The organism is Dyadobacter sandarakinus (genome assembly GCF_016894445.1).
Taxonomy (GTDB): domain Bacteria; phylum Bacteroidota; class Bacteroidia; order Cytophagales; family Spirosomataceae; genus Dyadobacter; species Dyadobacter sandarakinus.
In genome coordinates this window covers 2,131,641-2,156,031 of record NZ_CP056775.1, presented here as the reverse complement: position 1 = coordinate 2,156,031, position 24,391 = coordinate 2,131,641, and the positions used below count along the sequence as shown (strand labels likewise).

Sequence of the window (24,391 nt, the reverse complement as noted above, 5' to 3'; positions counted from 1 at the left end):
TCATGGCCGAAAACAAGCCGATTACCAAGAACGTTGACTGGGTAGTACTGCTCATCTATATCTGCTGTCTGCTGATCGGGTGGATCAACATCTACGCGGCTGTTTACAATCCCGAGACGCACACCAGCATGTTTGACCTGGGGAACAACGCCGGCAAGCAGCTGATGTGGATCGGTACGGCTGCGCTGCTGATTATTTGCATTTTGGTGATCGACTACAAGTTTTACGAAACTTTTTCCTTCATTATTTACGCGATTGTCATATTCCTGCTCGTGGTTGTGCTATTTGCAGGATCCAACATCAATGGATCGCGTTCCTGGATCAAGATAGGAACATTTTCACTCCAACCTGCGGAGTTTTCCAAGCTGGCAATCAGTCTGGCGATATCCAAATACCTCAGCGACCCGGCCATCAGCCTGACCCGAAAGCTCAAAGATTACTATCCCATCATCGGGATCATTGCCCTACCTGCTGTCCTCATTTTGCTGTCCAATGAAACCGGTTCCATGCTGGTATTCGCCTCCTTCGCGATTGTGCTGTACCGGGAAGGTATGCCGGGTTTCATTCCGGCCATCGGCATGGTTATGGCGGCATTGCTCATCATTACGCTGCTTTTTGTCAAATGGTACATCGTGGGTGCGATCCTGGTGATTGCGGGGCTCGTGATCTGGCTAATGCCTGTAATGACGCGCAGGCGGGGCGGCTTGTGGGCTACCATTGCCGGGGCAGTGATGATGATCGGGATTGTGTTCGGGGTTGATTTCTTCATGAATAATGTGTTGCAGAAACACCAGCGTGGCCGCATTATGGTACTCCTGGATCCCGACTCGGACCCGCGTGGGAACGGGTGGAATGTGATCCAGTCCAAAATTGCGATCGGGTCGGGAGGATTTACAGGGAAAGGGTTCCTGCAGGGTACGCAAACGAAATTCGACTTTGTGCCTGAGCAAAGTACGGACTTCATTTTCTGCACAGTGGGAGAGGAGCACGGCTTTTTGGGTACTACCGTCGTGGTTGTGCTATTTATCACACTGATTGCCAGGCTGGTGATCCTGGCTGAGCGACAGCGGAGCCGCTTCGCGCGGGTATATGGCTACTGTGTGGCCGGAATTATTTTCTTTCACTTCATGGTCAATGTGGGCATGACCATCGGGCTGATGCCCGTAATCGGTATCCCGCTGCCATTCTTCAGTTACGGAGGATCATCGCTCTGGTCATTCTCCATCCTCCTCTTCATTTTCCTGAAAATCGACGCGCAAAGGCCCTTTACGCTTTCGCGGGGATAGGGGTGGAGTTTTGAATGATTGAATGATTGAATGACTGAGTTTGGAGTTAGTGAGTTAGTGAGTGGGTCTAGTTTTGAATGACTGAATGATTGAATGAATTAGTTTTGAGTTAGTGAGGGAGTGAGGGAGTGAGTGAGTGTGTAATTTTGAATGATTGAATGACTGAATGACTGAATGACTGAATGACTGAATGACTTGGTTTTAAGTAAATGAATGACTGAGTAGGTAATTCAATCTGGATGGTTCGATGGAATCTTCTTTATGTATTTACAAATTTGCTCATTGAACTTTTGAGAAATCATAAAAAGAGGTATTATTCAATCGTTCAAGACTTAAAAGTTCAGGATTCAAACATTCAAAGCACATTCATTCAGAACACGCTCATTTAGAAATCAAACATTCGAAAGACTGTCATCTAAACGTAGTCATTCACTTATTCAAAATTTACGCAATTAGTCATTCAAAATCAAAAACCACTCACTCACTCGCTCATTCACTAACTCAAAACTGAATCATTCAATCATTCAATCATTCAAAATTAAAAATCCACTCACTCCCTCACTCATTCACTAACTCAAAACTGAATCATTCAGTCATTCAGTCATTCAATCATTCAAAACTAAACCCCTCTCCCCGCCGCCAGAATCAGCAACACCCAGCCAGCAATCAGTGCCAGGCCGCCAATCGGCGCGGTGGCGCCGAATTTGGTGATGCCTGTGAAGCAGATGGCATATAGTGAGCCTGAAAATATGATGACGCCGACAGCAAATGCATTGCCCGACCAGCCCAGCAGACGGATCGCATCATCGCCCGCACGCTGCATCAGCAATCCCACCAGTACCATCGCCAGCGCGTGGTAAAACTGGTATTTGACGGCAGTTTCAAAAGTATCCGTGCGACCTGAGACTTCAAGCATACCTTTCAATGCGTGTGCCCCGAAAGCCCCGAGTGCTACGGCCAGGGCACCTAAAATTCCGCCCGCCTGAATCATAAATTTCATACAACATCTGTTAAATGGAAGAGGGTAAAGTTAGTGCCGGCCCGTGGCGCAACCAACATCATGATTCAAATTTGTTAACTTGCGGGCGACCGGCACAACGTATAAAATGCTCAGGTTGCACGCAAAAGACGATTTTACAATGACGCCGACCCGCTTCGTTCAGCTTTGGACGCATCGCTACCACAAATACACGCACATTCTCAAGGCACATGGACTTGGCTACATGGCCTGGCTGCACTTCCAGCTTGTCAAGTGGAGGACAGGTGGCAAAAAGAAGCTTGTGGCAGTAATCCGTACGGAACACTTTGGCGATATTGTTACTGCTGAACCCATTTCCCGCTACCTACGCACCTTGTACCCCGACAGCTATATTGTATGGTTTGTTAAACCGGCTTTCAGGGAGCTGGTCAGCGCCAACCCGTCGATTGATGAGGTATTTGCAGAGTTTTGTGTGACGCAGCGGCAGACCCTTCTGAAAACAGGCATCTTTGACCAGGTGCACGAATTACAGTTTAGCAATAACAATCATTGTCCGGTATGTCAGGTTTTTGTTGATAATCCCGTGGCTGTGGGGCGCCATATTAACATACATAATTACTTTAACTATGGCAACCTGCTCGAAGTGTTCGCGCAGACGGGCGACCTGATCCCTGAAAGAAGTACCTTTCCCGCGGATGATCAACCGCGTTTATACCTGCTGGACAAGCACCGGTCACGGGTAAATGCGCTTGGATTGCCCGAAAGGTTTATCGTGGTGCATTGCCGGTCGAACTATGCGCCGAAAGACTGGCCGCATGAGCGCTGGGAGCAGCTGATAGACTGGCTGCTGCTCCACTATGAGTGCAGCGTCGTTGAAGTAGGCCTGAGCAGCAATCTCGAAATTACAGCTCCCGGGTACATCAACCTGTGCGGAAAACTCTCAATACCCGAAACAGCCGAAGTGATCCGCCGTGCCGAATTGTTTGCAGGACTGGACAGCGGTCCATCCCACCTGGCGAATGCATCGGGGGTTTTCGGGATTATATTAATGGGATCGCTGAACGAATTTCCGACTTACAATCCTTATTGCGGAAGTTACGGCCGTCAGGAGAATGCCGTCTTTGTGCGCCAACCCGGCGTGCCGTGTGCAGCGCTTCCATTTGAATTTGTAAAGGAAAAAATAGCCGCTGTACTCGACAATCGCCTGGTGAATAATACGTCACGCAGCTGATTGTACACTATCGCGACCCGAAAATGGCACTGCCCACCCGTACGAGCGTGCTGCCTTCTTCCATGGCAATCTGAAAGTCGCCGCTCATCCCCATGGAAAGCTCACGCATTTGTACCTGATCATTTTCGTACTGCCTGAAGGCTTCAAATAGTTGTTTAAGCCCGCGGAACTCCTGCCTGATCTGATCCTCCTGGTCCGTGTTGGAAGCCATGCCCATCAGTCCGGCAATGCGAACATGCGGGAGCTGCGCGAGATCGGCGGATGTGAGTATTTCCTGCGCCTCGTCCGCGGAAAGTCCGAATTTGGTTTCCTCGGATGCAATAAATATCTGCAATAGGCAGTCGATTACCCGGTTGTTTTTCAGGCCTTCCTTGTGAATTTCTTTGAGCAGCTTCAGACTGTCCACGGAGTGCACCAGGGATACAAAGGGCGCCATGTATTTAACCTTGTTGGTTTGCAGGTGACCAATCATGTGCCACTCGATGTCTTTGGGCAGGACCTCCTGCTTCGCGGCCATTTCCTGGACCTTGTTTTCACCAAAGATGGTGCTGCCAGCCTGATAGGCTTCCAAAAGCATCTCGACTGGTTTGGTCTTGGTAACCGCGACGAGGCGGGTCCCGTTTTTCAGTTGCGATTGTATTTTCTCAATGTTGTCGGCAATCGAAGGCATGGGGGATTGTAAAGCGTTTAGTCTTAAAAAACATCAAAATAAAAATACCAGGCCTGCTTCTGCTAAATAGGAAGGGACATGTTTCAAAATTGAAAAAAACATACTTCTTTTACCAACTAAATTCAACTTAAACCTTGTTTATGGACTACAACCAGGAACAAAAGCAGGACAGGAAGACACTCTTATGGGCCGCGCTGGCTGTGTTGGTCCTGCTTAATTTGGTGCTTGTTTATTTTATATACCACGAGAAACAGGAGAACCGGGCGAAGGACGAAATCATTACTGCCAAAACGGAAGAAGTACTCTCCATTAAAACCAAGCTGGACTCTATTTCCGTCGAGCTGGATGCTAAAATTGCAGAGATACAGAAGCTGGGCGGAGATGTGGATTCGCTTGTTGCATTGAAAGCACAACTGGAAAAAGACAAGAAAGATCTTCAAAATGCGAGTGCAGCCACAGCGGCGGCCTACAACCGGAAAATCCGCAACTACGAGACTGTACTGGCTGAAAAAGATGGTGAAATCAACCAACTCAGGCAGCAGCTTGGTCTGGCTACGTCACGCAATGAAGCATTGAGCCAGCAGGTAACAGGCCTGGAAAGCGAGCGCAACCAGCTGAATGATTCTATCACCAACTATTCCGTACTGAATAAAGAGCTTACCGACAAGGTCAACATTGCATCCGCGTTGCGTGCCGAGAGCCTGACGGTGAATGCCATATCCTCCAAAGGCAAGGAGCGGGAGGGCGGCAAGTACCGGGCCAAGCGCATTGACAGGCTTAGGGTAAACTTCAAGCTCGGCGAGAATGCAGTTGCCAAGCAGGACGAGAAGGAAATGTACCTCCGGATCCTGGATCCTGACGGCGCGGTACTGTCGGATATGGCAACGGGCTCAGGTTCGTTTGTTTTTGAAGGACAGGAGCTGATTTACAGTTCCAAGCAGACTGTGCTCTTCAACAACAGCGGACAATCCGTCGATATTTTTTACGGGCGGGGCGGTATTCCGCTGAAAGACGGCAAATATTCCATTGAGGTTTACAGCGAAGGCTTCAAGATCGGGCAGGGCGAGTTTACGGTTAAGTAAACGCAATGTTCAGGTAAAGCCGCCGGAGCTTGGAAAATCAAATGGTAAAGCTTATTTTTGCACCCTCATTTTGGTATAACAGCCAAGTGAGGGTTTTTTATTATACAAAACAATTTTAATCAATTACCGTATGTCTAAGCAATATGAAACGGTGTTCATTCTAACTCCCATTTTGTCTGAGGCCCAGGCAAAGGACGCCGTTGAAAAATTCACGACAATCATCACTGCCAATGGCGGGTCGATTGTACATGAAGAAAGCTGGGGATTGCGTAAGCTGGCCTACCCCATTCAAAAGAAAAACTCCGGTTTCTACCATGTGGTTGAGTACACCGCAGCCGAAGGAAACGTAGTGGACGTTCTGGAAACTGAATTCCGCCGTGACGAGCGCATTCTGCGCTTTATGACCATTGCCCTTGACAAGCACGCGCTGGCTTACAACGAGAAGAAACGCAAAGGACTTGTTGGCAGGAAGAAAGAAGATACAGCTGAATCAAAAACCGAAAACGCATAAACTATGTCACTCGTAAACGAGCCGGTTGAAAAGAACATTAACCGCAAAAAATATTGCCGTTTTAAGAAAGCAGGCATCAAATATATTGATTACAAAAATCCGGACTTCCTTCTTAAACTTATCAACGAGCAAGGAAAAATCCTTCCCCGCCGCCTTACAGGTACCAGCCTGAAATATCAGCGCAAAGTATCCCAGGCCGTTAAAAGAGCACGTCACTTGGCGCTTCTGCCATTTGTTGCCGATCAATTGAAATAATAAAGAAAGAGCTACAAACAATGGAAATCATACTTTTAACAGACATAGCGGGCGTAGGTTACAAAAATGATATTGTGACTGTGAAGGCCGGTTATGGTCGTAATTATCTGATCCCTCAGGGATTTGCATTGCTGGCCAATCCTACGAACCGTAAAATTGTTGCGGAAAACGTACGCCAGGCATCGCACAAAGCTGAAAAGCTGAAAAAAGATGCAGAAGATACTGCCGCAGCCATCGGCGACCTGACCATCGATATCAAAACTGTAGTAGGGGAAAGCGGACGTATTTTCGGCCGTGTTACGAATACGCAGGTAGCAGATATTCTGAAAGCGAAAGGTTTTGACATTGACCGTAAGAAAATTACTGTTGATGATGTGAAGTCTATAGGTACTTATTCAGCTACCATCGACCTGCACAAAGAGGTGAAGCACAAAATTTCCCTCAATGTAATTGCAGCAGAAGACTAAGCATTCTCAAGAATGAAAAAAGGCAGCCCGAAAGGCTGCCTTTTTTGCTTCAGGCAGTTGCCTGCTGCAAAATTATACAAGTTACTGTGCCGGAATTCGGAGTACCTGGCCGGGATATATTTTATCCGGATCGCTCAGCATCGGTTTATTTGCTTCAAAAATCACAGGATATTTCATCATATCGCCATAAACTGTCTGGGCAATCTTGGACAATGTATCGCCTTTTTCAACAGTATGGTAGGTTGCGGCGGGAGCTGGTGTGGCTACTTTGAGCTGGTTATCTACGGATGAAACACCTTCAACATTCCCTACTACCAGTGCGATCTTCTCGGCATCTTCCTGTTTGGCTACCTCGCCAACCAGCGTGACCTTGTCACCGGAGGTCTTCACCGTGAGGTTGTTATAAGGCAGCCCGATGGCTTTAACGTGTGCCAGGAGTGCGCTGGCGCGCAGTGGTTCTGTTTCCGGAGTAGGTGCGGCTTCTTCTTTCTTGAAAACCTTTTCACCCGACCCTCTTAAAAATGATAATAAGCCCATAGTTGTTATGTTGGTTGATATTCATGCGGACAAGGATGATCCTGACCTTAGACTCTATGTTCAACAATTTCTGTACCACAGAAACATGCCTTTACAAACCGTTTTAGATATCATCTTTGTACTTTTGCTCAGGTAAGTGAAGTTACTGACCGATTTCCTGAGCTAATGAACCGCACCACGTCTGTTGAAAGATTAAAAACTGAAGAGTTTGATATATGCATTATCGGGGCGGGAGCAAGTGGGGCAGGATGCGCGCTGGATGCCGCCCTCCGTGGCTATAAGGTTGCGCTGATCGACCGGCAGGACTTTGCTTCCGAGACTTCTTCCAAATCCACCAAGCTTATTCACGGCGGGGTTCGCTACCTTGAACAAGCTTTCAAAAAGTTTGATTTTGCACAGTTGCGGCAAGTACGTCACGGACTGGAAGAGCGCCATACCGTACTCAGGAATGCGCCTCACCTTGCAAGACCATTGCCGCTGGTCACACCAGTAAGCTCCTGGTTTGAAGGACTTTACTTTTCAATCGGACTACGTATTTACGACCGGTTTGCCGTAGACGATACCCTGCCCAAGAGTCAGTGGCTCACCAAGGAGCAGGTACTCGCCCGCATTCCCACCCTGAACCGGAAGAAGCTGCATAGCGGCGTACTGTACTATGATGGTCAGCTGGACGATGCGCGGTACTGTCTGGCACTGGTACAATCGGCTGCCGAAGCCGGCACAGCAGTGGCCAACTATATGGAAGTAAGAGGGTTCGGTTTTGACCAAACAGGCAGGATAAACAGCGTGCGCATGGTGGACCTGCTAACGGCCGCCAGCCTGGAAGTTCGGGCAAAACTGGTGATCAACTGTACTGGCCCGTTCTCAGACATGGTCAGGCTGATGGCCAATCCTGCACTGCCCGAGCGCATCAGGCCCAGCAAAGGAGTTCATGCGGTACTGCCATGGAAATTACTGCAAAGTGATCATGCCATGCTTATCCCCAAAACAGCTGACGGGCGCGTTGTATTTGCAATCCCATTTGAAGGCGCATTGATGATCGGGACAACGGATACTGAAACCGATGGCAACAGCATGGAGCCATCCCTGAATGTGACCGAAAAAAAGTACCTGTTAGATACCCTCAATCCTTACCTCGAACACAAGATCAGCATCGGGGAAGTGAAATCCGGTTTTGGCGGCTTGCGTCCGCTGCTGGCAGCTGATCCATCCAAATCAACCAAAACCCTGCTACGGGATCACGAAATTGAGGTTGATGAAAAATCAGGATTGCTGAGCCTGCTCGGAGGAAAATGGACTACTTACCGCCTGATGGCCAAGGATACCATTGATGAGGCTGAGGTAAATTTTTCCAAAAAGAATGCATGCACAACCGACAAGCACATCCTGGCAGGGGCCGAAAATTTTGATGCAGATACCTGGAAGCAAATACGCGATACGCATAACCTGGAAGAAGACATTGCCCGGCATCTGGCTCAGAAATATGGCAGCCGTGCGCAGGACGTGGCAGCGCTGATCAAGCAGGATCCGAACCTGAAAAGCAGAGTATCAGCCTTATATCCCTTTATCCTGGCCGAAGCAGCCTATTGTGCCCGGCACGAAATGGCAGTTACCCTGCGTGACTTCCTGGCCCGCCGTATCCGTCTTGAGATCGTGGATTGGGAAGAAACATTGCTAAGCCTGCCGAAGGTAGCCGCAGTGATGGGCGCTGAGCTCGGGTGGGATGAAGCTGAAATGAAGCGGCAAACAGAAGTATATAGCGCGGTACTCCGGAAGTTCATGTCGGATGCTGACGGGGACACGCTCTGAATTTTATTAAATCCAACATGTACATTATTGACCTCGCCTGCATATCTCCCCAGCGAACTTTTGATAACGGAATCTTTGAAGGAGATATCAAAATCTATGCAGGTGACCGCTATGAGGCTATCGAGCCAGGCTATGGTCCGCTGATACCGGCCGGCTTGCTCCGGCGGATGGGCAAAGCAGTAAGAATGGGCGTAGGGACCGGGCTGCCGCTGGTACAAAAGTGGGATCCCGACGGTATCATCCTTGCTACTGCCAACGGAGGGCTCGAAGACTGCCTCAAATTCCTGAATCAGATTGTCGATTATGATGAAGGTACGCTTACTCCCACCAACTTTGTGCAAAGTACCCCCAATGCAATCGCAGGGAACCTTGCCATGATGGGGAAAAAGACGGGCTACAATGCAACCCACGTGCACAAAGGACTTGCATTTGAGGCGGCTTTGGTGGACGCGCTGATGTTATTTGAAGAAGACAAAAACGTCCGCCACCTGCTGGTTGGAAGCGTGGAGGAAATCTCGGATTACAATCACAACATTGATTTTCTGGCCGGAACTTTTAAAAAAGGTCAATATAATTCCGAAACGCTGCTGGCGACCGGCACGCCCGGATCTGTGAATGGTGAAGGTGCCACCATGTTTATTTTGCGCAGTGAGGCTGGTACTGCGTCTTTGGGGAGGATCAGGGATGTTTACCAAACGAGTTATCTGCCAGGCAATGATATCGCCCCTATGCTCACCGAAATGTTAGAAAGAAATGCCCTGAAAGTGAGCGACATTGATACCGTTCTTTTAGGGCTGAGCGGCGATGTGCGTACAGACGGACTTTATACAGGACTGAGCGCGCAGTTCTTTGAAAACAGTAAACTTTATACCTACAAAAATCTGGTCGGAGACTATCCTACGTCTTCGGCCTGGGCTACGTGGCTGGCGATACAGCTGTTCAAAGGAAAGCCCGCACCAGCTTCCGCTATACTGGCCACCAGAAATGCGAATGTTCCGCGTAATATTCTGATTTACAACCATTACAAAGGAATACAGCACGGGCTCATCCTGCTGAGTGCATCCTAGCTGCCGCTCTCAGCTGCCAGGGTACGCTGGTTCATGCGGACTACTTTTGCGAGTGTCGGCAGTATGGTGTTATGTTTTTTAACAAATGGGTTTGACTGGTCCCACACATATCCGGCAAGTACCGAGCATATCTGCTTTTTGATATCTTTATTAATATCATCTGCAAAAATAATGGTCTGGAAATCACCACTGTACCAGCCTGTAACATAGCTCCTGAAAACGTCGATTCCACGCTGAATTACCTCTTCATACTCCCTGGTCCAGTCCACCGGCTGACCACTCAGGTGCTTGTGGGTCATTTTGGCAGACAACAGTCCGGAAGCCGTCGCAAATGTTACGCCCGATGAGAAAATGGGATCCAGAAACTCAGTACTGTTGCCGGAGAGCACAAATCCTTCCCCGAACATTTTCGTCACACCAATGGAGTACCCCAGTATATGCCTGGGCTCAAACCTGAACTCTGACTGGCGGAACCGGCCGTGCAGGTCTTCGAAGTTGCGGATAAAGTCCTTGTACCCGGCACCGCCTTCTTCTGCCAGCTCCATGATTTTTTCCTTGTCGCTGACAATGCCCACGGAGGTGGAACCATCTGAAAATGGAATGGCCCAGATCCATGACCGGTTGTTGTCGAAGGAATGCACAAAAATATTGCTGCCCGCTATTTCGGTTCGGTTACTATCTTCCAAATGGGAGAAAATTGCGCCTCTGGGGGAGAATGCGGAAGGTTTGCTCAGATCAAAAAGCCGCGGCAGCACCCGCCCGTACCCGCTTGAATCGATAATAAAGCGCGACGTAATGCTATGCGACTGACCATCCTGATCCACGTACTCAAGGTGCTGCTGATCCGCGCTACATGTTACACGGGTCACTTCACACTCAAAATTTACATCCACGCCTTTTGCCTTTGTTGCTTCTGCAAGGGTGTTGTCAAAATCCGCACGTTTAACCTGCCAGGTCCAGGTCCAGCCCTCGGTAAACTGGTCGGAAAAGAAAAACTCGCAATGCTTGTCGCCCTTCACAAATGCTGCGCCGGTCTTTTTCTGAAAATGACGCTCGCGGACTGCGTCCAGCAATCCTGCTTCGTCCAGATGTTCCATGCAGCACGGTAGCAGGCTTTCCCCGATCTGGAAGCGGGGGAATTTTTCTTTTTCGAGGATGGTGACATGGTATCCCTGTTTTTTCAGGTATGAAGCTGCCACACTGCCGGCAGGACCGGCCCCAATCACAACGACATCAACAATTTGCATATCAGGCATTTTTAACTTTTTGTATCAGTTTTTCTTTATCAACAAATGAGAAGCAGGTCACAAACGCGCTCACTGTCACTCCCAATATGCCGTGCATGGACACGTTCTGGCCGGTCAGGTGCAGGTTTGGGATTCTGGTACGGGTATTAATCTGCGTGCGGGCGGGTGTACGCGAATCCTTCATAATCCCATACATTGCGCCGTCGCGACTGCCTACGTAATCCCGGAAAGTCAGCGGCGTGGCACTATGGACGGACTTGATCATTGTCCCGATACCGGGAAATACCGTCTCGAGCCTTGCCATAACCCGGGCTTCCTTTTCTCTTTTAAACGTTTCATATTCTGCGGAGCGGTTTCCCGGCTCTGCGACCGTTTTCACGGTGTGCGCCCATCGCTCGGTTTCGGCGACGTTCATATAGGTCATGATGGACATGGAGTCCGCATATTCCCCGGTTTTCGTGATGTAGGGTGTACATATAAAGGTGGTTTGCGGCCAGGTGTCATTTTCATACGTTACACTGCCCCAAACATCTTCAATATGATGCTGGTAAATGTTATAATTCAGGTATTTAAATGTTTTTTCATGAAAAATAACATGCACCAGAAATGCCGGTAAACTATTTTCAAGACCCTGAACACGGCTCCGGTACACTTTCAGAAAACGGTCTTCCCCGAAAATGTCAATGGTAACTGCCGGATGAATGTTCGATATGAACTCTTTGCCCCGGAAACGATCACCTGCTTCTGTCACTACCTCCGTCACCAGGCCTTCCTCATTATAGTTGGCAGACACTACTTTCTGACGCTTGAAAATGTGTCCGCCGTGCTTTCGAATGGTACGGCTGAGCTGGATTGCAATTTGCGACCCGCCGTCCGCGAACCTGTAAGCTCCTGAAAGATAGCTGTTCAGGATCAATGCATGTACGTAAAACGGGGTGCGCTCCCGCACGCCGGCATACAGCAGATTAGATCCCGCCAGCACATTTCTCAAACGCACATTATCCGTAACAGACGCAATGTAATCGTGCGCGTTCAGCTCCATAACTTCCTTGTCCATCTGGTAATTCTCACCCGAGGTACGCAGGTTGTAGAGCGGAAACTTGTCACATATTTCCAGGATCTTGTCGCAATACTGGTTTACTGCGTCAGCTTCCTCCGGAAAAGAGCTGATCAGCGTGGCCCTGAAATTCTCCATTCCCTGAGGATACCGGTACTCACAGCCATCCTCAAACCGGATCACATCAAACCGGTCTTCATCCAGCCGTTTAAGTTTCAGGTGTTCGAGCACGCCGAAGTATTTAAAAAACTGGTAAAGACTACCGCCCGGGTTCATACTGCCCACGTAATGCACGCCTGTATCAAAAATCCTTTTGTCACGACTGTAAACCTGCAGGAGGCCGCCGATCTGGTGGTTTTTTTCAAGCACTGCCACGCTGTATCCCTCCATGGCCAGGATCGCAGCACAGGCAAGTCCGCCCAGTCCGCTCCCGAGGATTACGAAGTCAAACTCCTTTTCGGCTGTGGAAGATTGCATTTAAAAGTTCAATGGAAAAGTTGAAAAGACGATTCTTACTTTTCGGCAGGCATTTCGCCGGCCGATCTCAGGATAAAAAGAACGTTGGAGGTGGTAGTGGAATGTGCCTGCATTTCGCAGCTTAGTCCGTGCCTGCCCGCAAATTCGCGGATGTAAGCTGAGGAAAAAAAATGAAAATCGTTTTCCTTTTTATTAAAGGAAAACAGCCCGGTCGAAAGCCGCTCGGTAGTCAGCGTCTGGCGATGTTTCTGCTGGTCGTCGGTTACGCCGTCCCGGAGAAAGATAATGCCTCCCGGATTAAGTGCCGATACGCAGCTTTCCAGCACCTTATGCTGGTCAGGCGCCGAAAGGTAGTGCAATACATCATTGAGAAAAATGACGTCCTGCCGGCCGAAATCGGTATCCAGTGCATTGCCCTGGTGGAAAGTTAGCCGGGTGTTTTTGTGATAGCTGTGCTGTGCGATGCTGATCTTTTCTTCATCGTAGTCCAGCCCGGTGATCAGCCTGTTTTCATTTTTATAATGCAGGTAAAAAGAAAGGTAACCATAGCCGCATCCAATATCCAGAATGTTGTTCCTGGCGCCGACCAATGTATTGTACCGTGCAAAATTCGCACTTTCCAGCCTCCACTTGATCCTGAAATACCATTCGAGCACCGGACCTTTGAAGACGTAGTTGGTAAAAATCTTGTGTTTCAGGTACGAAGTCGTTTCCACTTCATTCCTGAATGCTGCATATTCACTTTTAAAATGAGCGCTGATGTTCCGGGTCTGATCACGCAGCTGTGTTCCCCAGGCGCCACTGTGAAGTTGCAGCGGCGGCAATACACGCACATGCAGTTCACCTGAACTGATTAGAAAATCGTTTTTGGGAAGCACGTCTGCCGGGCCGTGAATGAGTACGGGCTGTATGTCGAGCCCGAGCTGCCCCGCCAGAAAGAATGCACCTTTGTGAAAACGCCCCATATCCCCATGATCTGATCGGGTACCTTCGGGGAAAATCAGCAGGGAATATCCATCAGCAACCAGCTGCCGCAGCTTTTCTATATTTTCCTCCGCGCCGTCATCCGTGTACACATACCCCGCATACCGGATGACCGGCCCGAAGAAAGGTGATTTGTACACCCAGCTCTTGACCATCAGCACAATCTTCGGGCTGAGCATGATGGCAAGCAGAATATCCAGGAAAGAGGTATGGTTGGCAATCAGGATGACCGGTCTGGAACTATCAAGATTTTCAAGGCCCCGGAAGCGCTTTTTTACATGCGGGCCGGAGTAAATCACTGTTTTTGCAAAAAATGCAATACAGCGGTTGAGCATCGCCACTTTTCTCTTCCGTGAAAACGGCAGCAAAATAAGTATCAGAAGGATGATCTGAAGAAGCAGGCAGCCCACCAGAAAGTACAGGAAACTTGATACACTGAGAATGAACGGAAGTAAGGTAACGGGTGCTTTCCCGCGGCGGGTCCTGTGGCTCACAAACAAGCCAAATAATACAGGTTGCACGATGAAGGAAATAAGAAGAATGCACAGGATCCCCAGCACGCTGATCACCGAGACGGAATGTATGGCCGGGTGCTCTGCAAAGAACAATGCGCCAGTTCCAATGATGGTGGTGGTAGCCGACAGTAGGATGGCCGACTGGTAGGAGCGGAGCGTGTCCCTCCCGTACTTGTACTTGCTGAGCAGTCCGTCGGTCACGAAAATGCTGAAATCGTCGCCCAGGCCAAAGATGAATGTCGTAACAATTACATTCACAAAGTTGAAGCGGATGTCGAGCAGGGCTGCAATGCCCAGGATCCAGATCCAGCTGATCACCATCGGCAGGAATGAAAGCAATGTCAGTTCCAGCCGTCCGTAAACCAGCAGCAGGGTCAGGAACACGATCCCGGCGGAAACCAGCAGCAGATAGTTGAAATCGTTTTTCACCAAAGTCAGTAGCTCTCCGGCCAGCTCGCCGCGGTCAAATAGCTCGGCTCCCTGAATCTGCCGCAATTCCGACTTCACCGCCGCAAGCTTTTCATTGGGCACGATGAGGGTGGAGATCAATGTGGTTTTTTCGGGCTTGGTATCAATAAGGTTATGAATGCCGAGCTCGGTAAAAATCGTATCCAGCGGTACCGGAGCCTGGTACTGGCCCGCAATCCATTGTTTAAAATCATTGAAAGCAAATGCATTGAACCCGCTTTGTGCCGCCGCCCGGTCGAGTGCGCCAAAGGTCTTTTCCTTTCTTTTCATGTTCCAGAAGCTGTGCCAGGCGCTGTTGCGGGCGAGGCTTACTTCTGCGGGAAGCAGGAAGGTGCCGGAAGAGGCAAAGCTGGTGATCTGGTTGGCCGACCGTAGCCGGGACAGTTCTTCATAAATGCGGTAGTTGATCCCTGCTGCCTGCCAGAAGGAAGCGTGGGTGGCGAAAACATACAACCTTTTTTCTGCATGCGGGTTAATGCCCGTCAGCTGCTCCTCGCGCCGGCTCAGGTCAGGGTTTTGGATGCTCAGATTGTCAAAGCTGCTGTCAAACTGCGTAAACTGGGCGTAATACAGGAAAACCAGGGTGAGCACAGCCACTATTGCAGCCAGTATTTTCCTGGAAAACCTGGGCAGGGAAGGCAGAGTAAAAATGCGCACCGCAGGCGAGCTCCGGTAGTCAAAGGAAAATGCGGCAAGTACGACGGGGAGGACGATCAGGGTAAAAGCTGCGGCCCCAAGCAGGGCGAGGGAGGAGAAAAAACCGAAATCTTTGAGAACGGCAGAGTTGGCGAACGTCAATGCGCCGAATGCCATGATGGTGGTAAAGCTTCCTGTAAGCAAAGGTGAGCTAACTTCTCTGATTGCCAGCGGGATAGATCGTGTATGTCGCAGGTGGGTGAAGAAGTGAAATGCATAGTCCAGCAATATGCCGAAAATGACAGCGCTGGTAGCCAGCGAAATGCCGGAAACTTCCGGCCTGACATAGCCAGTGATTCCCAGGGCAAACACACATCCAAACAGTCCTGGCAGGATGAGGTACAATGGAATGAGGAGCTTGCGGTAGTACAAAACCAAAAGGAGCAGAATCAGTCCCATGGCCACCATGGAAGTGAAGTAGGAGTCTTTCTTGACCTGTAAAGCGTTCCGGGCTGAAATCTCGAAAGTGCCGAAATAGCTAAACTGGTGCTTGGGATAATGCTTGTTCCATCGTGTGCGGAAAGCTTCCATTTTATTGAAGAGCACCACATTCTGGTCCGAGTTGCCCGAGTCGTAGGCAGTGGATGCAAAAACGAGTACCGTACTCCGGTCTTTCGAAAACATCAGCCCGTCGTCCAGTGTCATCCCGCCCGCATTGTTATTCGCATTCAGCAATCTGAAGTACGGAGTGGTGAGGTTGAGCGGGTCATTGATGATAAATTGTTTGAGAAAGCTGCCGCCCGGATTAAGCAGCTGCTTGCGAACGCCTGCCACCGATTTCCTGATCGAATCTGGATGGATTTTCAGGGCAATATACCGGTAATAAGCGCTGTCGATCAGCTCGGGAAAATGGGCAAATGCGTACTGGTAAAGATCTTCCTGCACATACGGACGCTCAGCCTGTACATTGGTCACCAGCCCGCTTGTGTGGGCCGACATGGAGTCGGCAAAGGCCTGTACAAGTGCGCGGGCGTCATCTGTGGTGCTTTCTTCCGGTACATGAATGGAAAAAACGATCTGATTGATGATGTTTTTGCTCTCGATCAGGCGGTTGAACTCCTCGAAGCTTTTGCCTTTGGGCAGGGTAGCAAAGATGCTTTCGGTAACCCGCAGCCGCGATATTCCGAAGCACAGGAAAATGACCAGGAGAAGCAGGGCGGAGAAGAAAACGGATTTGTGACCGGTCAGTAATTTATGCAGCCTTAAAAGCAAATCTCCGATCATCGAAAAAGGGAAGCGAGTGTATCACAAAATTAAGCAAATCAATAGTTCAGGCAACTTTTGGAGGGTTCTGACCCTGGTGCTTCCGGTTTGCCAAAGCCGCAAAAAAAGGTTTATTTTACACCCACTTACATTACGACGTCACTAAATGAATCGCATTTCATTAGCTCAAATTGAGCAGTATGCCCTTGAAAAAAAGGAATTTATATTAGAAGACAGCGCCCTCCGGAAAATTTCAGAATCCTACCAGTTTTTAACTACTTTTTCGAAAGATAAAATTATTTACGGGATCAATACGGGCTTCGGCCCCATGGCACAGTACCGCATTGAATCTGATAAACTGAACCACTTACAGTACAATCTCATCCGCAGCCACTCGAGTGGGATCGGCCGTGCGCTGGACGAAACTTATGCCCGGAGTGTGATGGTGGCGCGGCTCAATGCATTTCTTCAGGGCAACTCGGGCGTGAGTACCGGCGTGATCCGTCAGCTGGTGATCTTTCTGAATGAAGGCATTGTGCCCGAAATTCTGGAACATGGCAGTGTAGGGGCGAGCGGCGATCTTGTGCAGCTCTCACATCTTGGTCTGAACCTCATTGGGGAGGGATATGTGTACCAAAACGGCGTGCGGACAAAGGCCAGTGACGTTCTGGACCAGAAAGGCATCAAGCCGCTCAGGCTCGAACTCCGTGACGGGCTCGGGCTGATCAACGGAACTTCATGCATGACCGGCATAGCGGCTGTGAACCTGATTTATGCCAAACGATTGCTGCAATGGGCGGTAGCGGCCTCGGCCATGCTGAATGAGGTCATTGAGGCATTTGACGATTCGTTTTCGCGGGAGTTGAATGCCGTCAAGCACCATCGCGGCCAGCAAACCATCGCTCAGCAAATGCGCAACTTCGTAGCGGGAAGTAGGATGATCCGGAGCCGTGAGGAACTTTTCAGGGACGACACGGCCATGCAGCGTAAAGAATTTGACCGCAAAATACAGGAGTATTATTCCATCCGCTGCGTACCCCAAATCCTGGGTCCCGTGCTCGATACCTTACTTTATGCACAGGAAGTAATTGAAAATGAGCTCAACTCTACGAATGATAATCCGATCGTCAGTCCTGAGGAAAACAATGTTTTTCACGGAGGTAACTTTCACGGGGATTATATTTCGCTGGAAATGGATAAGGTCAAGATTGTACTGACCAAATTGTCGATGCTGATGGAGCGGCAGCTGAACTTTCTCATGAATAGCAAGCTGAACGGGAAGTTTCCACCTTTCCTCAATGCAGGAACCTGGGGCCTCAACTTCGGTTTTCAGGGGGTACAGTTTACTGCTACCTCTACCACCGCGGAAAACCAGTCGCTGTCCACGTCAGTATATGTGCACAGTATTCCCAATAACAATGATAATCAGGACATTGTAAGTATGGGTACCAACAGTGCGGTCATCGCCAAGCAGGTCCTGGACAATACTTTCCAGGTGATGTCCATCCACATCATGGCGATCTGCCAGGCAGTGGACCTGCTTGATACGGAAGAGCGTGAAAGGCTGAGCCCCAACTGCAAATCCATTTACAACCAGATTCGCAGGCTGGCACCATTCGTGATCGAGGATGTGCCTCAGTCTGATAATATCGCAGCAGTTTTTGAATACATCAAAGAAACACCTTTTACACTATGAGTTGTGCATTGGTAACAGGTGCGTCAAGAGGGTTGGGCCGTGCGATTGCAGTGCAACTGGCTATCGATCATGGGCTTTATATTCTGGTTAATTATTCCTCCAATCACGAAGCCGCACAGGAAACACTGGCTGAGATCAGGGCTGCCGGCGGTGACGGCGTACTTCTTCAGTTTAATGTAGAGGTCAAAAGTGAGGTAGATGCAGCCCTGAATACCTGGAAAGAACAGAACGAAGACAAGCACATCAGTGTTCTGGTCAACAATGCAGGGATTACCAGGGATGGATTGTTCATGTGGATGCCGGAGAAAGACTGGGACGATGTGATGAATACTTCGGCAAAAGGCTTGTTTAATGTAACGCAGAACGCCATCCAGCAAATGCTGCGCAAGCGTACCGGCCGGATTGTGAATGTGGCATCGGTATCGGGTATGAAAGGCGTTGCAGGACAAACAAACTACTCCGCTGCGAAAGGGGCGATCATAGCTGCCACCAAAGCACTGGCGCAGGAAGTGGCAAAAAGGAAGATCACCGTGAATGCGGTGGCGCCCGGATTTATTACGAGTGATATGACCAAGGACCTCAACGAAGCCGAGCTGAAACCAATGATACCCATGAACCGATTTGGCACTGCCGGAGAGGTGGCACATCTGGTCAGTTTCCTGGTTTCTGAAAAAGCTGCGTACATTACGGGCGAAGTCATCAACATCAACGGAGGAATTTATTCTTAATACATGGGTCATCGTGTCGTTATTACCGGAATTGGCATTTACTCCTGCCTGGGTGAAAACCTGAGCGAGGTGACCCAATCGTTATATTCGGGTAAAAGCGGCATTGTTTTCGATCCGGCACGAAAAGACTTTGGCTTCCGCTCTGCACTGACGGGTATGGTCTCTGAACCAGACCTGAAAAATTATCTCTCGCGCCGCCAGCGCATGGGCATGCACCAGCCGGCCATGTACGCATATATGGCCACCCGCGAAGCCATGGAGCAGTCGGGGCTGGATGCAGATTATCTCGAAAAGACCGAAACCGGGATCATTTACGGAAATGACAGTACAGCCGCATCGGTGGTAGAGGCGGTGGACAAGGTGAAGGAAAAACGTGATACCACTTTGATCGGGAGCGGCGCGATATTCCAGAATATGAACAGTACGGTCAACATGAACCTTTCAACGATTTTCCGGCTGAAAGGCATCAACTTTACCCTGAGTGCTGCCTGTGCGAGCGGTTCCCACTCGATTGGAATGGGCTACCTGATGATCAGTCAGGGTCTGCAGGAACGTGTGGTATGCGGTGGGGCACAGGAAATCAATCCGGCTGCGATGGCCAGTTTCGACGGTCTTGGTACCTTTTCTGTGCGCGAATCAGAGCCGACGCGGGCATCCCGGCCTTTCGACCGCGACCGCGACGGACTTATTCCGAGCGGCGGTGCCGCGACAGTTATCCTGGAATCCTACGAAGCTGCAAAGAAACGCGGTGCGCCGATCCTTGCAGAACTTCTGGGATATGGCTTCTCTTCGAATGGGGATCACATCTCCAACCCCAGCATGGACGGCCAGGTAAGATCCTTGCAAATGGCCCTGAAACAAGCCGGCGTAGCTACATCCGACATCGATTACATCAATGCGCACGCTACCTCCACGCCGGTGGGTGACGGGAGTGAGGCACGGGCTATATTTGAGGTTTTTGGCGGCAATGTACCGGTGAGCTCCACCAAGTCCATGACAGGACATGAGTGCTGGATGGCAGGTGCCAGCGAGATCGTCTACACGTTGCTGATGATGCAAAATTCTTTTATTGCCCCCAATATCAACTTTGAGAACCCCGACGAGGATTCCGCACGGATCAACATCGTCGCAGAAACCCGGCAGCAGCCTGTCAACTGCTTTCTCTCCAATTCCTTCGGCTTCGGCGGCACCAACTCTACGCTGATCCTGCGCAAAGTATAGCCTGCCGGCTTCGTGTGTTTTTCGCAAGCGGCTGCTTGCACCTGTCAAAAATCATTAAATTTGTAAACCAAATTACTGCGGCAGATAGCAGGAAAGAAGCTTTACAAGCTATTTTTGAGGTGCGGCAAAATTTGGATATCCTTTAAACTATCAGTAACTATAACCCCATTTAAGCCATGCATGCTAACGACGTTAAAATGACCTGGGAAGAAGTAATTGAAGATATCAGGGATTTTCTTGCGGAAGAATTTGAGGTAGACAAGCACTTGATCATCCCGCAGAACAGCCTGAAAGATACACTCGATCTGGATAGTCTGGATTACGTGGACCTGGTGGTACTCATTGAAGAAAACCTGAACGTCAAGATCACAGGGGAGGATTTCAGGGGAATTGTCACCTTCGGGGACTTCTATCAGCTTGTTCGCCGGAAACTTGGATTATAGTTCATGAGCCGTTGGGATGGGAAGACCAGAGGGTCGCTGACGGGTTACAAAATATTTCTGTATTTTATCAGGACATTCGGTCTTGGTGCTGCTTACGGACTTCTTAAAATCGTCACTTTCTACTATTATCTCTTCGCTGCCCGGCCGCGGGCAGCGTTGAAATCATTTTACAGCCAGGCCCTCCAAATTACGGGCAGGGAAGCGCAACAACTTATCCGAAGGAATTTCTATGTTTTTGGTCAGACCCTGGTGGACAGGGCTGCATTTCTTTTGGGTAAAGAAAATGAGTTCAGGATCCGCTTTGAGAATGAGCAGTACCTGATTAACATTCGGGAGGAGGGGAAAGGTGGCATTTTACTAAGCGCACACCTGGGTAACTGGGAAACTGCCGGCAATCTGCTCAGAGGCCGCATTACTGCTTCAATCAACGTGGTTATGCTGGATGCTGAAGTGGAGAGTATCAAAAAGTTTATGGATGTGTCCACCGGAGGTTCCAGGTTCAGGATTATCGCCATCAAAGATGACCTTTCGCATGTGATCGCAATCCGCAATGCCTTGATCAACAATGAACTGATTGCGATCCATGCAGACCGTTACATGGAAGGCGCCCGCTTTCTCGAAGTCGATTTTCTTGGAAATAAGGCAAAGCTTCCGATGGGCCCGTTTGTGATTGCATCCAAGTTTGATGCACCGGTGACCTTTGTTTTTGCTGCTAAGGATGGCAGCCGCAGCTATCACCTGAGCGCCACCCAGCCGGTATACGGACGTATGAAGCCGCAGGAAATGGCACTCCTGTACGTGGCGGAACTGGAAAAGAAAGTCCGCGACTATCCGGAACAGTGGTTTAATTACTTCAATTTTTTTAGTGAATGATAATCAGTAAAGAGGCAATTTCCGGTTACATCCCGCATCGCGCACCCTTTATCATGATTGATAACCTGCTAAGCGCATCCGCTGAGGAGTTTAAGTCTGATTTCCTGATCCATGATCAGAATATGCTGGTACAAAATGGCTTTTTTCAGGCAACCGGCCTGATTGAAAACATGGCGCAAACATGTGCAGCATCATTTGCATACCTCGACAGAGCGGCTCAGGGAGAACCCAAAATAGGGTTTATAGGGGCGATCGGGAGGCTGGAAGTTACCGAACTTCCGCCAGTAGGAGCGGTGATACAAACCGTGGTGACTCCCCTCCATCAGCTCGGAAATATTTACCTTGTAAAAGGGGAAAGTTTCATGGAAGGACGTATATTGCTCGGTTGTGAGATCAAAATTGTGGTCTCGCCATGACGCTCCTGACATTGTGAATGGGTTATGATTGCTTCCGAAATAGAAATTGATATAAGATTTAGTGAAACCGATGCCATGGGTGTTGTGTGGCATGGCAATTACCTCAAATTTTTTGAAGACGGCCGGGAGGCATTCGGCAAAACATACGGCCTTGAGTACCTGACTATATTTGACAAAGGTTACTTTACACCCATTGTCCGCTCCGAAATAGATCATAAAGCTCCGGTATACTATGGGCAGGTGATTAAAGTAATTACCCGGTACGTGCCCGCCAAATCTGCCAAAATCCAGTTCGAGTATGAAGTGGTAAACCTCACCACCAAAGAATTGTGTGCAGTAGGGAAGACCGTACAGGTTTTTCTCGAACGTGAAACCAGGCTGCTTGAACTGATCAACCCCGATTTTTACAGGCAGTGGAAAGAGGATAACAACGTTTAAAACTGCATTTTCAAAGACAACCACCCATAGCAGCCGAATTGCCAAAATGATTTTTATAGGCGCCGAAGAAATAATCAGTCCTTTGGGCGATGGTATAGAGAGCAACTGGAAAGCCCTGACTGAAAACCGTTCGGGAATTGCGGCCGTTCCGTCGGCAGGGTTTGATAAGAGTACGCTTTACCTTTCCAGAATACCCGGCCTGATTGTCTGCAACAAGTTCCAGACGCTTATTTATACGATCATCAAGAGGCTTCAGACGCGTATGGACCCTGCCATCATACAGTCTGAAAAAACGCTGCTCCTCATCAGCTCCACCAAAGGGGCACTCGACCCGCATACAACAGATCCGTTTACAGAAACACTTGCTTCGCTGCAGAGGATTTTTCAACTGGTACATACGCCCGTCGTTATTTCAAATGCATGCATTTCAGGGGTACTGGCGATCAATACTGCATATCAGCTCATAAAATGTGGAAAGTATGAGCACGTACTGGTGATCGGCTGCGACGTGATTTCGGATTTTATCGTCTATGGTTTTCAGTCACTTTTTGCCGTGAGCGATAAGCCCTGCAAACCGTTTGATGCAAACCGGAATGGTATCACGCTGGGAGAAGGCTGTGGGGCAGTACTTGTTTCGGCAAGCAGGGACGTATATGGCGAACAACCTGCCGTACTACTGGCTGGTGCCGGCGCCAATGATGCCAACCACATCTCAGGTCCGTCAAGAACCGGGGAGGGACTGTACCGGTCGGTAGTAAAAACGATGAAGATGAACAACGTAGGGGAAGATGAAGTAGACTTTATTTCTGCACATGGTACCGCAACGGTATTCAATGATGAAATGGAGTCGATTGCATTTGACAGGCTAGGATTAAGTGATGTTCCGCTTAATAGTATGAAGGGATATTTCGGTCATACGCTGGGTGCTGCAGGCGTGATTGAAGTTTGCGCATCGGTCAAGATGATGCAAGCAGGAACCATGTTGAAAAGCGCCGGTTTTGAAGAATCTGGAACCTCTAAAAAACTTAACGTTGTTAGACAAAATAGTAATGCATTGATTAGCACGATGTTAAAAACTGCATCAGGTTTTGGAGGCGGCAATGCATCATTGATGATCAGACAGCTATGACATCCATCACCAGCTTTTGCCGGATCACGGAGATGCAATGCATTGTCGATTACAAGGTACTCGTACACCGGGATGCCGGCTCAGAAGATCCCTGGCTCAAACAGATATATAAGGAGCAGGAATTTGTTTATCCCAAATTCCACAAAATGGATATGCTCACCCAGGCAGGGGTACTGGCATGCGAGCTAATCCGGCGCGCAAGGCCCGGTATCATGAATTACCCGGATGATGGTATTGCCCTGCTTTTTGCAAATTGTTCGTCCAGTGCAGATACGGACCTTCGTTTTATACGCTCGTACGATCAAGGCGGCGCTCCCAGTCCTTCGCTGTTCGTGTACACGCTACCCAATATTGTACTGGGAGAAATTGCAATTTTGAACAAATGGTACGGCGAGCAGATGTTTGCTGTTTTACCTAAATTCGCAGGCTCTTTTTACACCGATTATGCGCCGGTAGTGATGTCAACGGGAGCTGCCGCACTGCTTTGCGGCTGGATTGAAGTGGTGGGAAACAAGGTCGACGTTTTGTTATTTTTAGTTGAACATACTGCTGATAATGTGCTGGAATTCAGTGCAGATAGCATCGAGTCGTTAAAGCAGCAGGATAGTTCGTTATCAGACTTAAAAGAAAGCTCAACTTACCTTAGCGATGGATACATTAAAGGAGGATCTTAAAAAACAGATTATTGAACAGCTGAATCTGGAAGAAATTGCACCGGCCGACATCCAGGACGATACGTTGCTCTTCAACGACGCCGGGCTTGGCCTCGACTCCATTGATGCACTGGAGCTTATCGTGTTGCTGGATAAGTACCACGGCATTCAGGTAACCAATCCGGACGAGGGAAAAAATGCATTCCGCTCTGTCAATGCAATGGCGGAGTACATCCGGAACAAAAGGGATTAA

24 protein-coding genes are annotated in these 24,391 nt (G+C 49.2%); 18 read left to right on the top strand and 6 right to left on the bottom strand.

Features of this window, described 5'->3' with window-relative positions:
* The first annotated feature begins 2 nt into the window (after positions 1-2).
* A complete protein-coding gene (rodA, locus tag HWI92_RS08605) occupies positions 3-1,286 on the top strand; it encodes a rod shape-determining protein RodA (protein WP_204662763.1) in 1,284 nt (427 codons plus the stop codon).
* 619 nt (positions 1,287-1,905) lie between these two features.
* Here the strand turns inward: rodA and HWI92_RS08600 are convergent.
* Positions 1,906-2,286, bottom strand: coding sequence for a DUF423 domain-containing protein (locus HWI92_RS08600; RefSeq protein WP_204662760.1), 381 nt, complete (start codon positions 2,284-2,286; stop codon positions 1,906-1,908).
* A gap of 106 nt (positions 2,287-2,392) precedes the next feature.
* Between HWI92_RS08600 and HWI92_RS08595 the strand changes: the two genes are divergently transcribed.
* A complete protein-coding gene (locus tag HWI92_RS08595) occupies positions 2,393-3,496 on the top strand; it encodes a glycosyltransferase family 9 protein (protein WP_229249153.1) in 1,104 nt (367 codons plus the stop codon).
* Between the two features lie 7 nt (positions 3,497-3,503).
* Here the strand turns inward: HWI92_RS08595 and HWI92_RS08590 are convergent, their stop codons facing one another.
* Positions 3,504-4,166, bottom strand: coding sequence for a YggS family pyridoxal phosphate-dependent enzyme (locus HWI92_RS08590; RefSeq protein WP_204662758.1), 663 nt, complete (start codon positions 4,164-4,166; stop codon positions 3,504-3,506).
* A gap of 140 nt (positions 4,167-4,306) precedes the next feature.
* Between HWI92_RS08590 and HWI92_RS08585 the strand changes: the two genes are divergently transcribed.
* The 4 genes from HWI92_RS08585 (at position 4,307) to rplI (ending at position 6,481) form a co-directional block, all read left to right on the top strand.
* Entirely contained in the window at positions 4,307-5,248 is a 942-nt protein-coding gene (locus tag HWI92_RS08585; protein WP_204662756.1) for a DUF8428 domain-containing protein, read from the top strand.
* 130 nt (positions 5,249-5,378) lie between these two features.
* Complete coding sequence (gene rpsF, locus HWI92_RS08580; RefSeq protein ID WP_204662754.1) at positions 5,379-5,759, top strand: 30S ribosomal protein S6; 381 nt, start codon at positions 5,379-5,381, stop codon at positions 5,757-5,759.
* 3 nt (positions 5,760-5,762) lie between these two features.
* Complete coding sequence (rpsR, locus tag HWI92_RS08575; RefSeq protein WP_138364782.1) at positions 5,763-6,014, top strand: 30S ribosomal protein S18; 252 nt, start codon at positions 5,763-5,765, stop codon at positions 6,012-6,014.
* Positions 6,015-6,034: 20 nt separating this feature from the next.
* Positions 6,035-6,481, top strand: coding sequence for a 50S ribosomal protein L9 (gene rplI, locus HWI92_RS08570; RefSeq protein WP_204662752.1), 447 nt, complete (start codon positions 6,035-6,037; stop codon positions 6,479-6,481).
* Positions 6,482-6,562: 81 nt separating this feature from the next.
* On the opposite strand, the gene lysM is transcribed toward rplI, so the two are convergent.
* The gene (gene lysM, locus HWI92_RS08565; protein WP_204662750.1) at positions 6,563-7,018 is read right to left on the bottom strand and encodes a peptidoglycan-binding protein LysM; all 456 of its coding nucleotides are present in this window, start codon (positions 7,016-7,018) and stop codon (positions 6,563-6,565) included.
* A gap of 165 nt (positions 7,019-7,183) precedes the next feature.
* Here lysM and HWI92_RS08560 point away from each other — a divergent pair, with 165 nt between their 5' ends.
* Positions 7,184-8,827, top strand: coding sequence for a glycerol-3-phosphate dehydrogenase/oxidase (locus tag HWI92_RS08560; protein ID WP_204662747.1), 1,644 nt, complete (start codon positions 7,184-7,186; stop codon positions 8,825-8,827).
* Positions 8,828-8,844: 17 nt separating this feature from the next.
* Positions 8,845-9,894, top strand: coding sequence for a beta-ketoacyl synthase chain length factor (locus tag HWI92_RS08555; RefSeq protein WP_204662744.1), 1,050 nt, complete (start codon positions 8,845-8,847; stop codon positions 9,892-9,894).
* Here HWI92_RS08555 and HWI92_RS08550 read toward each other — a convergent pair.
* The 3 genes from HWI92_RS08550 to HWI92_RS08540 are packed head-to-tail and all read right to left on the bottom strand — an operon-like array spanning position 9,891 to position 16,562.
* On the bottom strand, positions 9,891-11,141 hold the full coding sequence (locus HWI92_RS08550; RefSeq protein WP_204662741.1) for an NAD(P)/FAD-dependent oxidoreductase: 1,251 nt from the start codon (positions 11,139-11,141) through the stop codon (positions 9,891-9,893). The two genes, HWI92_RS08555 and HWI92_RS08550, sit on opposite strands and share 4 nt — an antisense overlap.
* A 1-nt stretch (position 11,142) precedes the next feature.
* Positions 11,143-12,675: a phytoene desaturase family protein gene (locus tag HWI92_RS08545; protein WP_204662737.1), complete on the bottom strand. Its 1,533-nt coding sequence runs from the start codon at positions 12,673-12,675 to the stop codon at positions 11,143-11,145.
* Positions 12,676-12,710: 35 nt separating this feature from the next.
* On the bottom strand, positions 12,711-16,562 hold the full coding sequence (locus HWI92_RS08540; RefSeq protein WP_204662734.1) for a trifunctional MMPL family transporter/lysophospholipid acyltransferase/class I SAM-dependent methyltransferase: 3,852 nt from the start codon (positions 16,560-16,562) through the stop codon (positions 12,711-12,713).
* Between the two features lie 145 nt (positions 16,563-16,707).
* Here HWI92_RS08540 and flxA point away from each other — a divergent pair, with 145 nt between their 5' ends.
* The 10 genes from flxA to HWI92_RS08490 all read left to right on the top strand — a co-directional run bounded on the left by flxA (position 16,708) and on the right by HWI92_RS08490 (position 24,391).
* Positions 16,708-18,237, top strand: coding sequence for a flexirubin biosynthesis tyrosine ammonia-lyase FlxA (flxA, locus tag HWI92_RS08535; protein WP_204662731.1), 1,530 nt, complete (start codon positions 16,708-16,710; stop codon positions 18,235-18,237).
* A complete protein-coding gene (gene flxB / locus HWI92_RS08530) occupies positions 18,234-18,965 on the top strand; it encodes a flexirubin biosynthesis SDR family reductase FlxB (RefSeq protein WP_204662727.1) in 732 nt (243 codons plus the stop codon). The genes flxA and flxB overlap by 4 nt, the downstream gene beginning before the upstream one ends.
* 3 nt (positions 18,966-18,968) lie before the next feature.
* Positions 18,969-20,186, top strand: a complete 1,218-nt coding sequence (locus HWI92_RS08525; protein ID WP_204662724.1) for a beta-ketoacyl-[acyl-carrier-protein] synthase family protein — start codon at positions 18,969-18,971, stop codon at positions 20,184-20,186.
* 176 nt (positions 20,187-20,362) lie between these two features.
* Complete coding sequence (locus tag HWI92_RS08520; protein WP_204662721.1) at positions 20,363-20,629, top strand: acyl carrier protein; 267 nt, start codon at positions 20,363-20,365, stop codon at positions 20,627-20,629.
* A 3-nt stretch (positions 20,630-20,632) separates the two neighbouring features.
* Complete coding sequence (locus HWI92_RS08515) at positions 20,633-21,502, top strand: lysophospholipid acyltransferase family protein (protein ID WP_204662719.1); 870 nt, start codon at positions 20,633-20,635, stop codon at positions 21,500-21,502.
* Positions 21,499-21,918, top strand: coding sequence for a hotdog family protein (locus HWI92_RS08510; protein WP_204662717.1), 420 nt, complete (start codon positions 21,499-21,501; stop codon positions 21,916-21,918). The genes HWI92_RS08515 and HWI92_RS08510 overlap by 4 nt, the downstream gene beginning before the upstream one ends.
* 24 nt (positions 21,919-21,942) lie before the next feature.
* Complete coding sequence (locus HWI92_RS08505; protein WP_204662715.1) at positions 21,943-22,356, top strand: acyl-CoA thioesterase; 414 nt, start codon at positions 21,943-21,945, stop codon at positions 22,354-22,356.
* 46 nt (positions 22,357-22,402) lie between these two features.
* A complete protein-coding gene (locus tag HWI92_RS08500) occupies positions 22,403-23,485 on the top strand; it encodes a beta-ketoacyl synthase N-terminal-like domain-containing protein (RefSeq protein WP_204662713.1) in 1,083 nt (360 codons plus the stop codon).
* Entirely contained in the window at positions 23,482-24,159 is a 678-nt protein-coding gene (locus HWI92_RS08495) for a hypothetical protein (RefSeq protein ID WP_204662711.1), read from the top strand. The genes HWI92_RS08500 and HWI92_RS08495 overlap by 4 nt, the downstream gene beginning before the upstream one ends.
* Positions 24,134-24,391 carry a phosphopantetheine-binding protein gene (locus HWI92_RS08490; protein ID WP_204662707.1) on the top strand — a complete coding sequence of 86 codons (258 nt, stop codon included), beginning with the start codon at positions 24,134-24,136 and terminating at the stop codon, positions 24,389-24,391. Before HWI92_RS08495 ends, HWI92_RS08490 begins: the two co-directional genes overlap by 26 nt.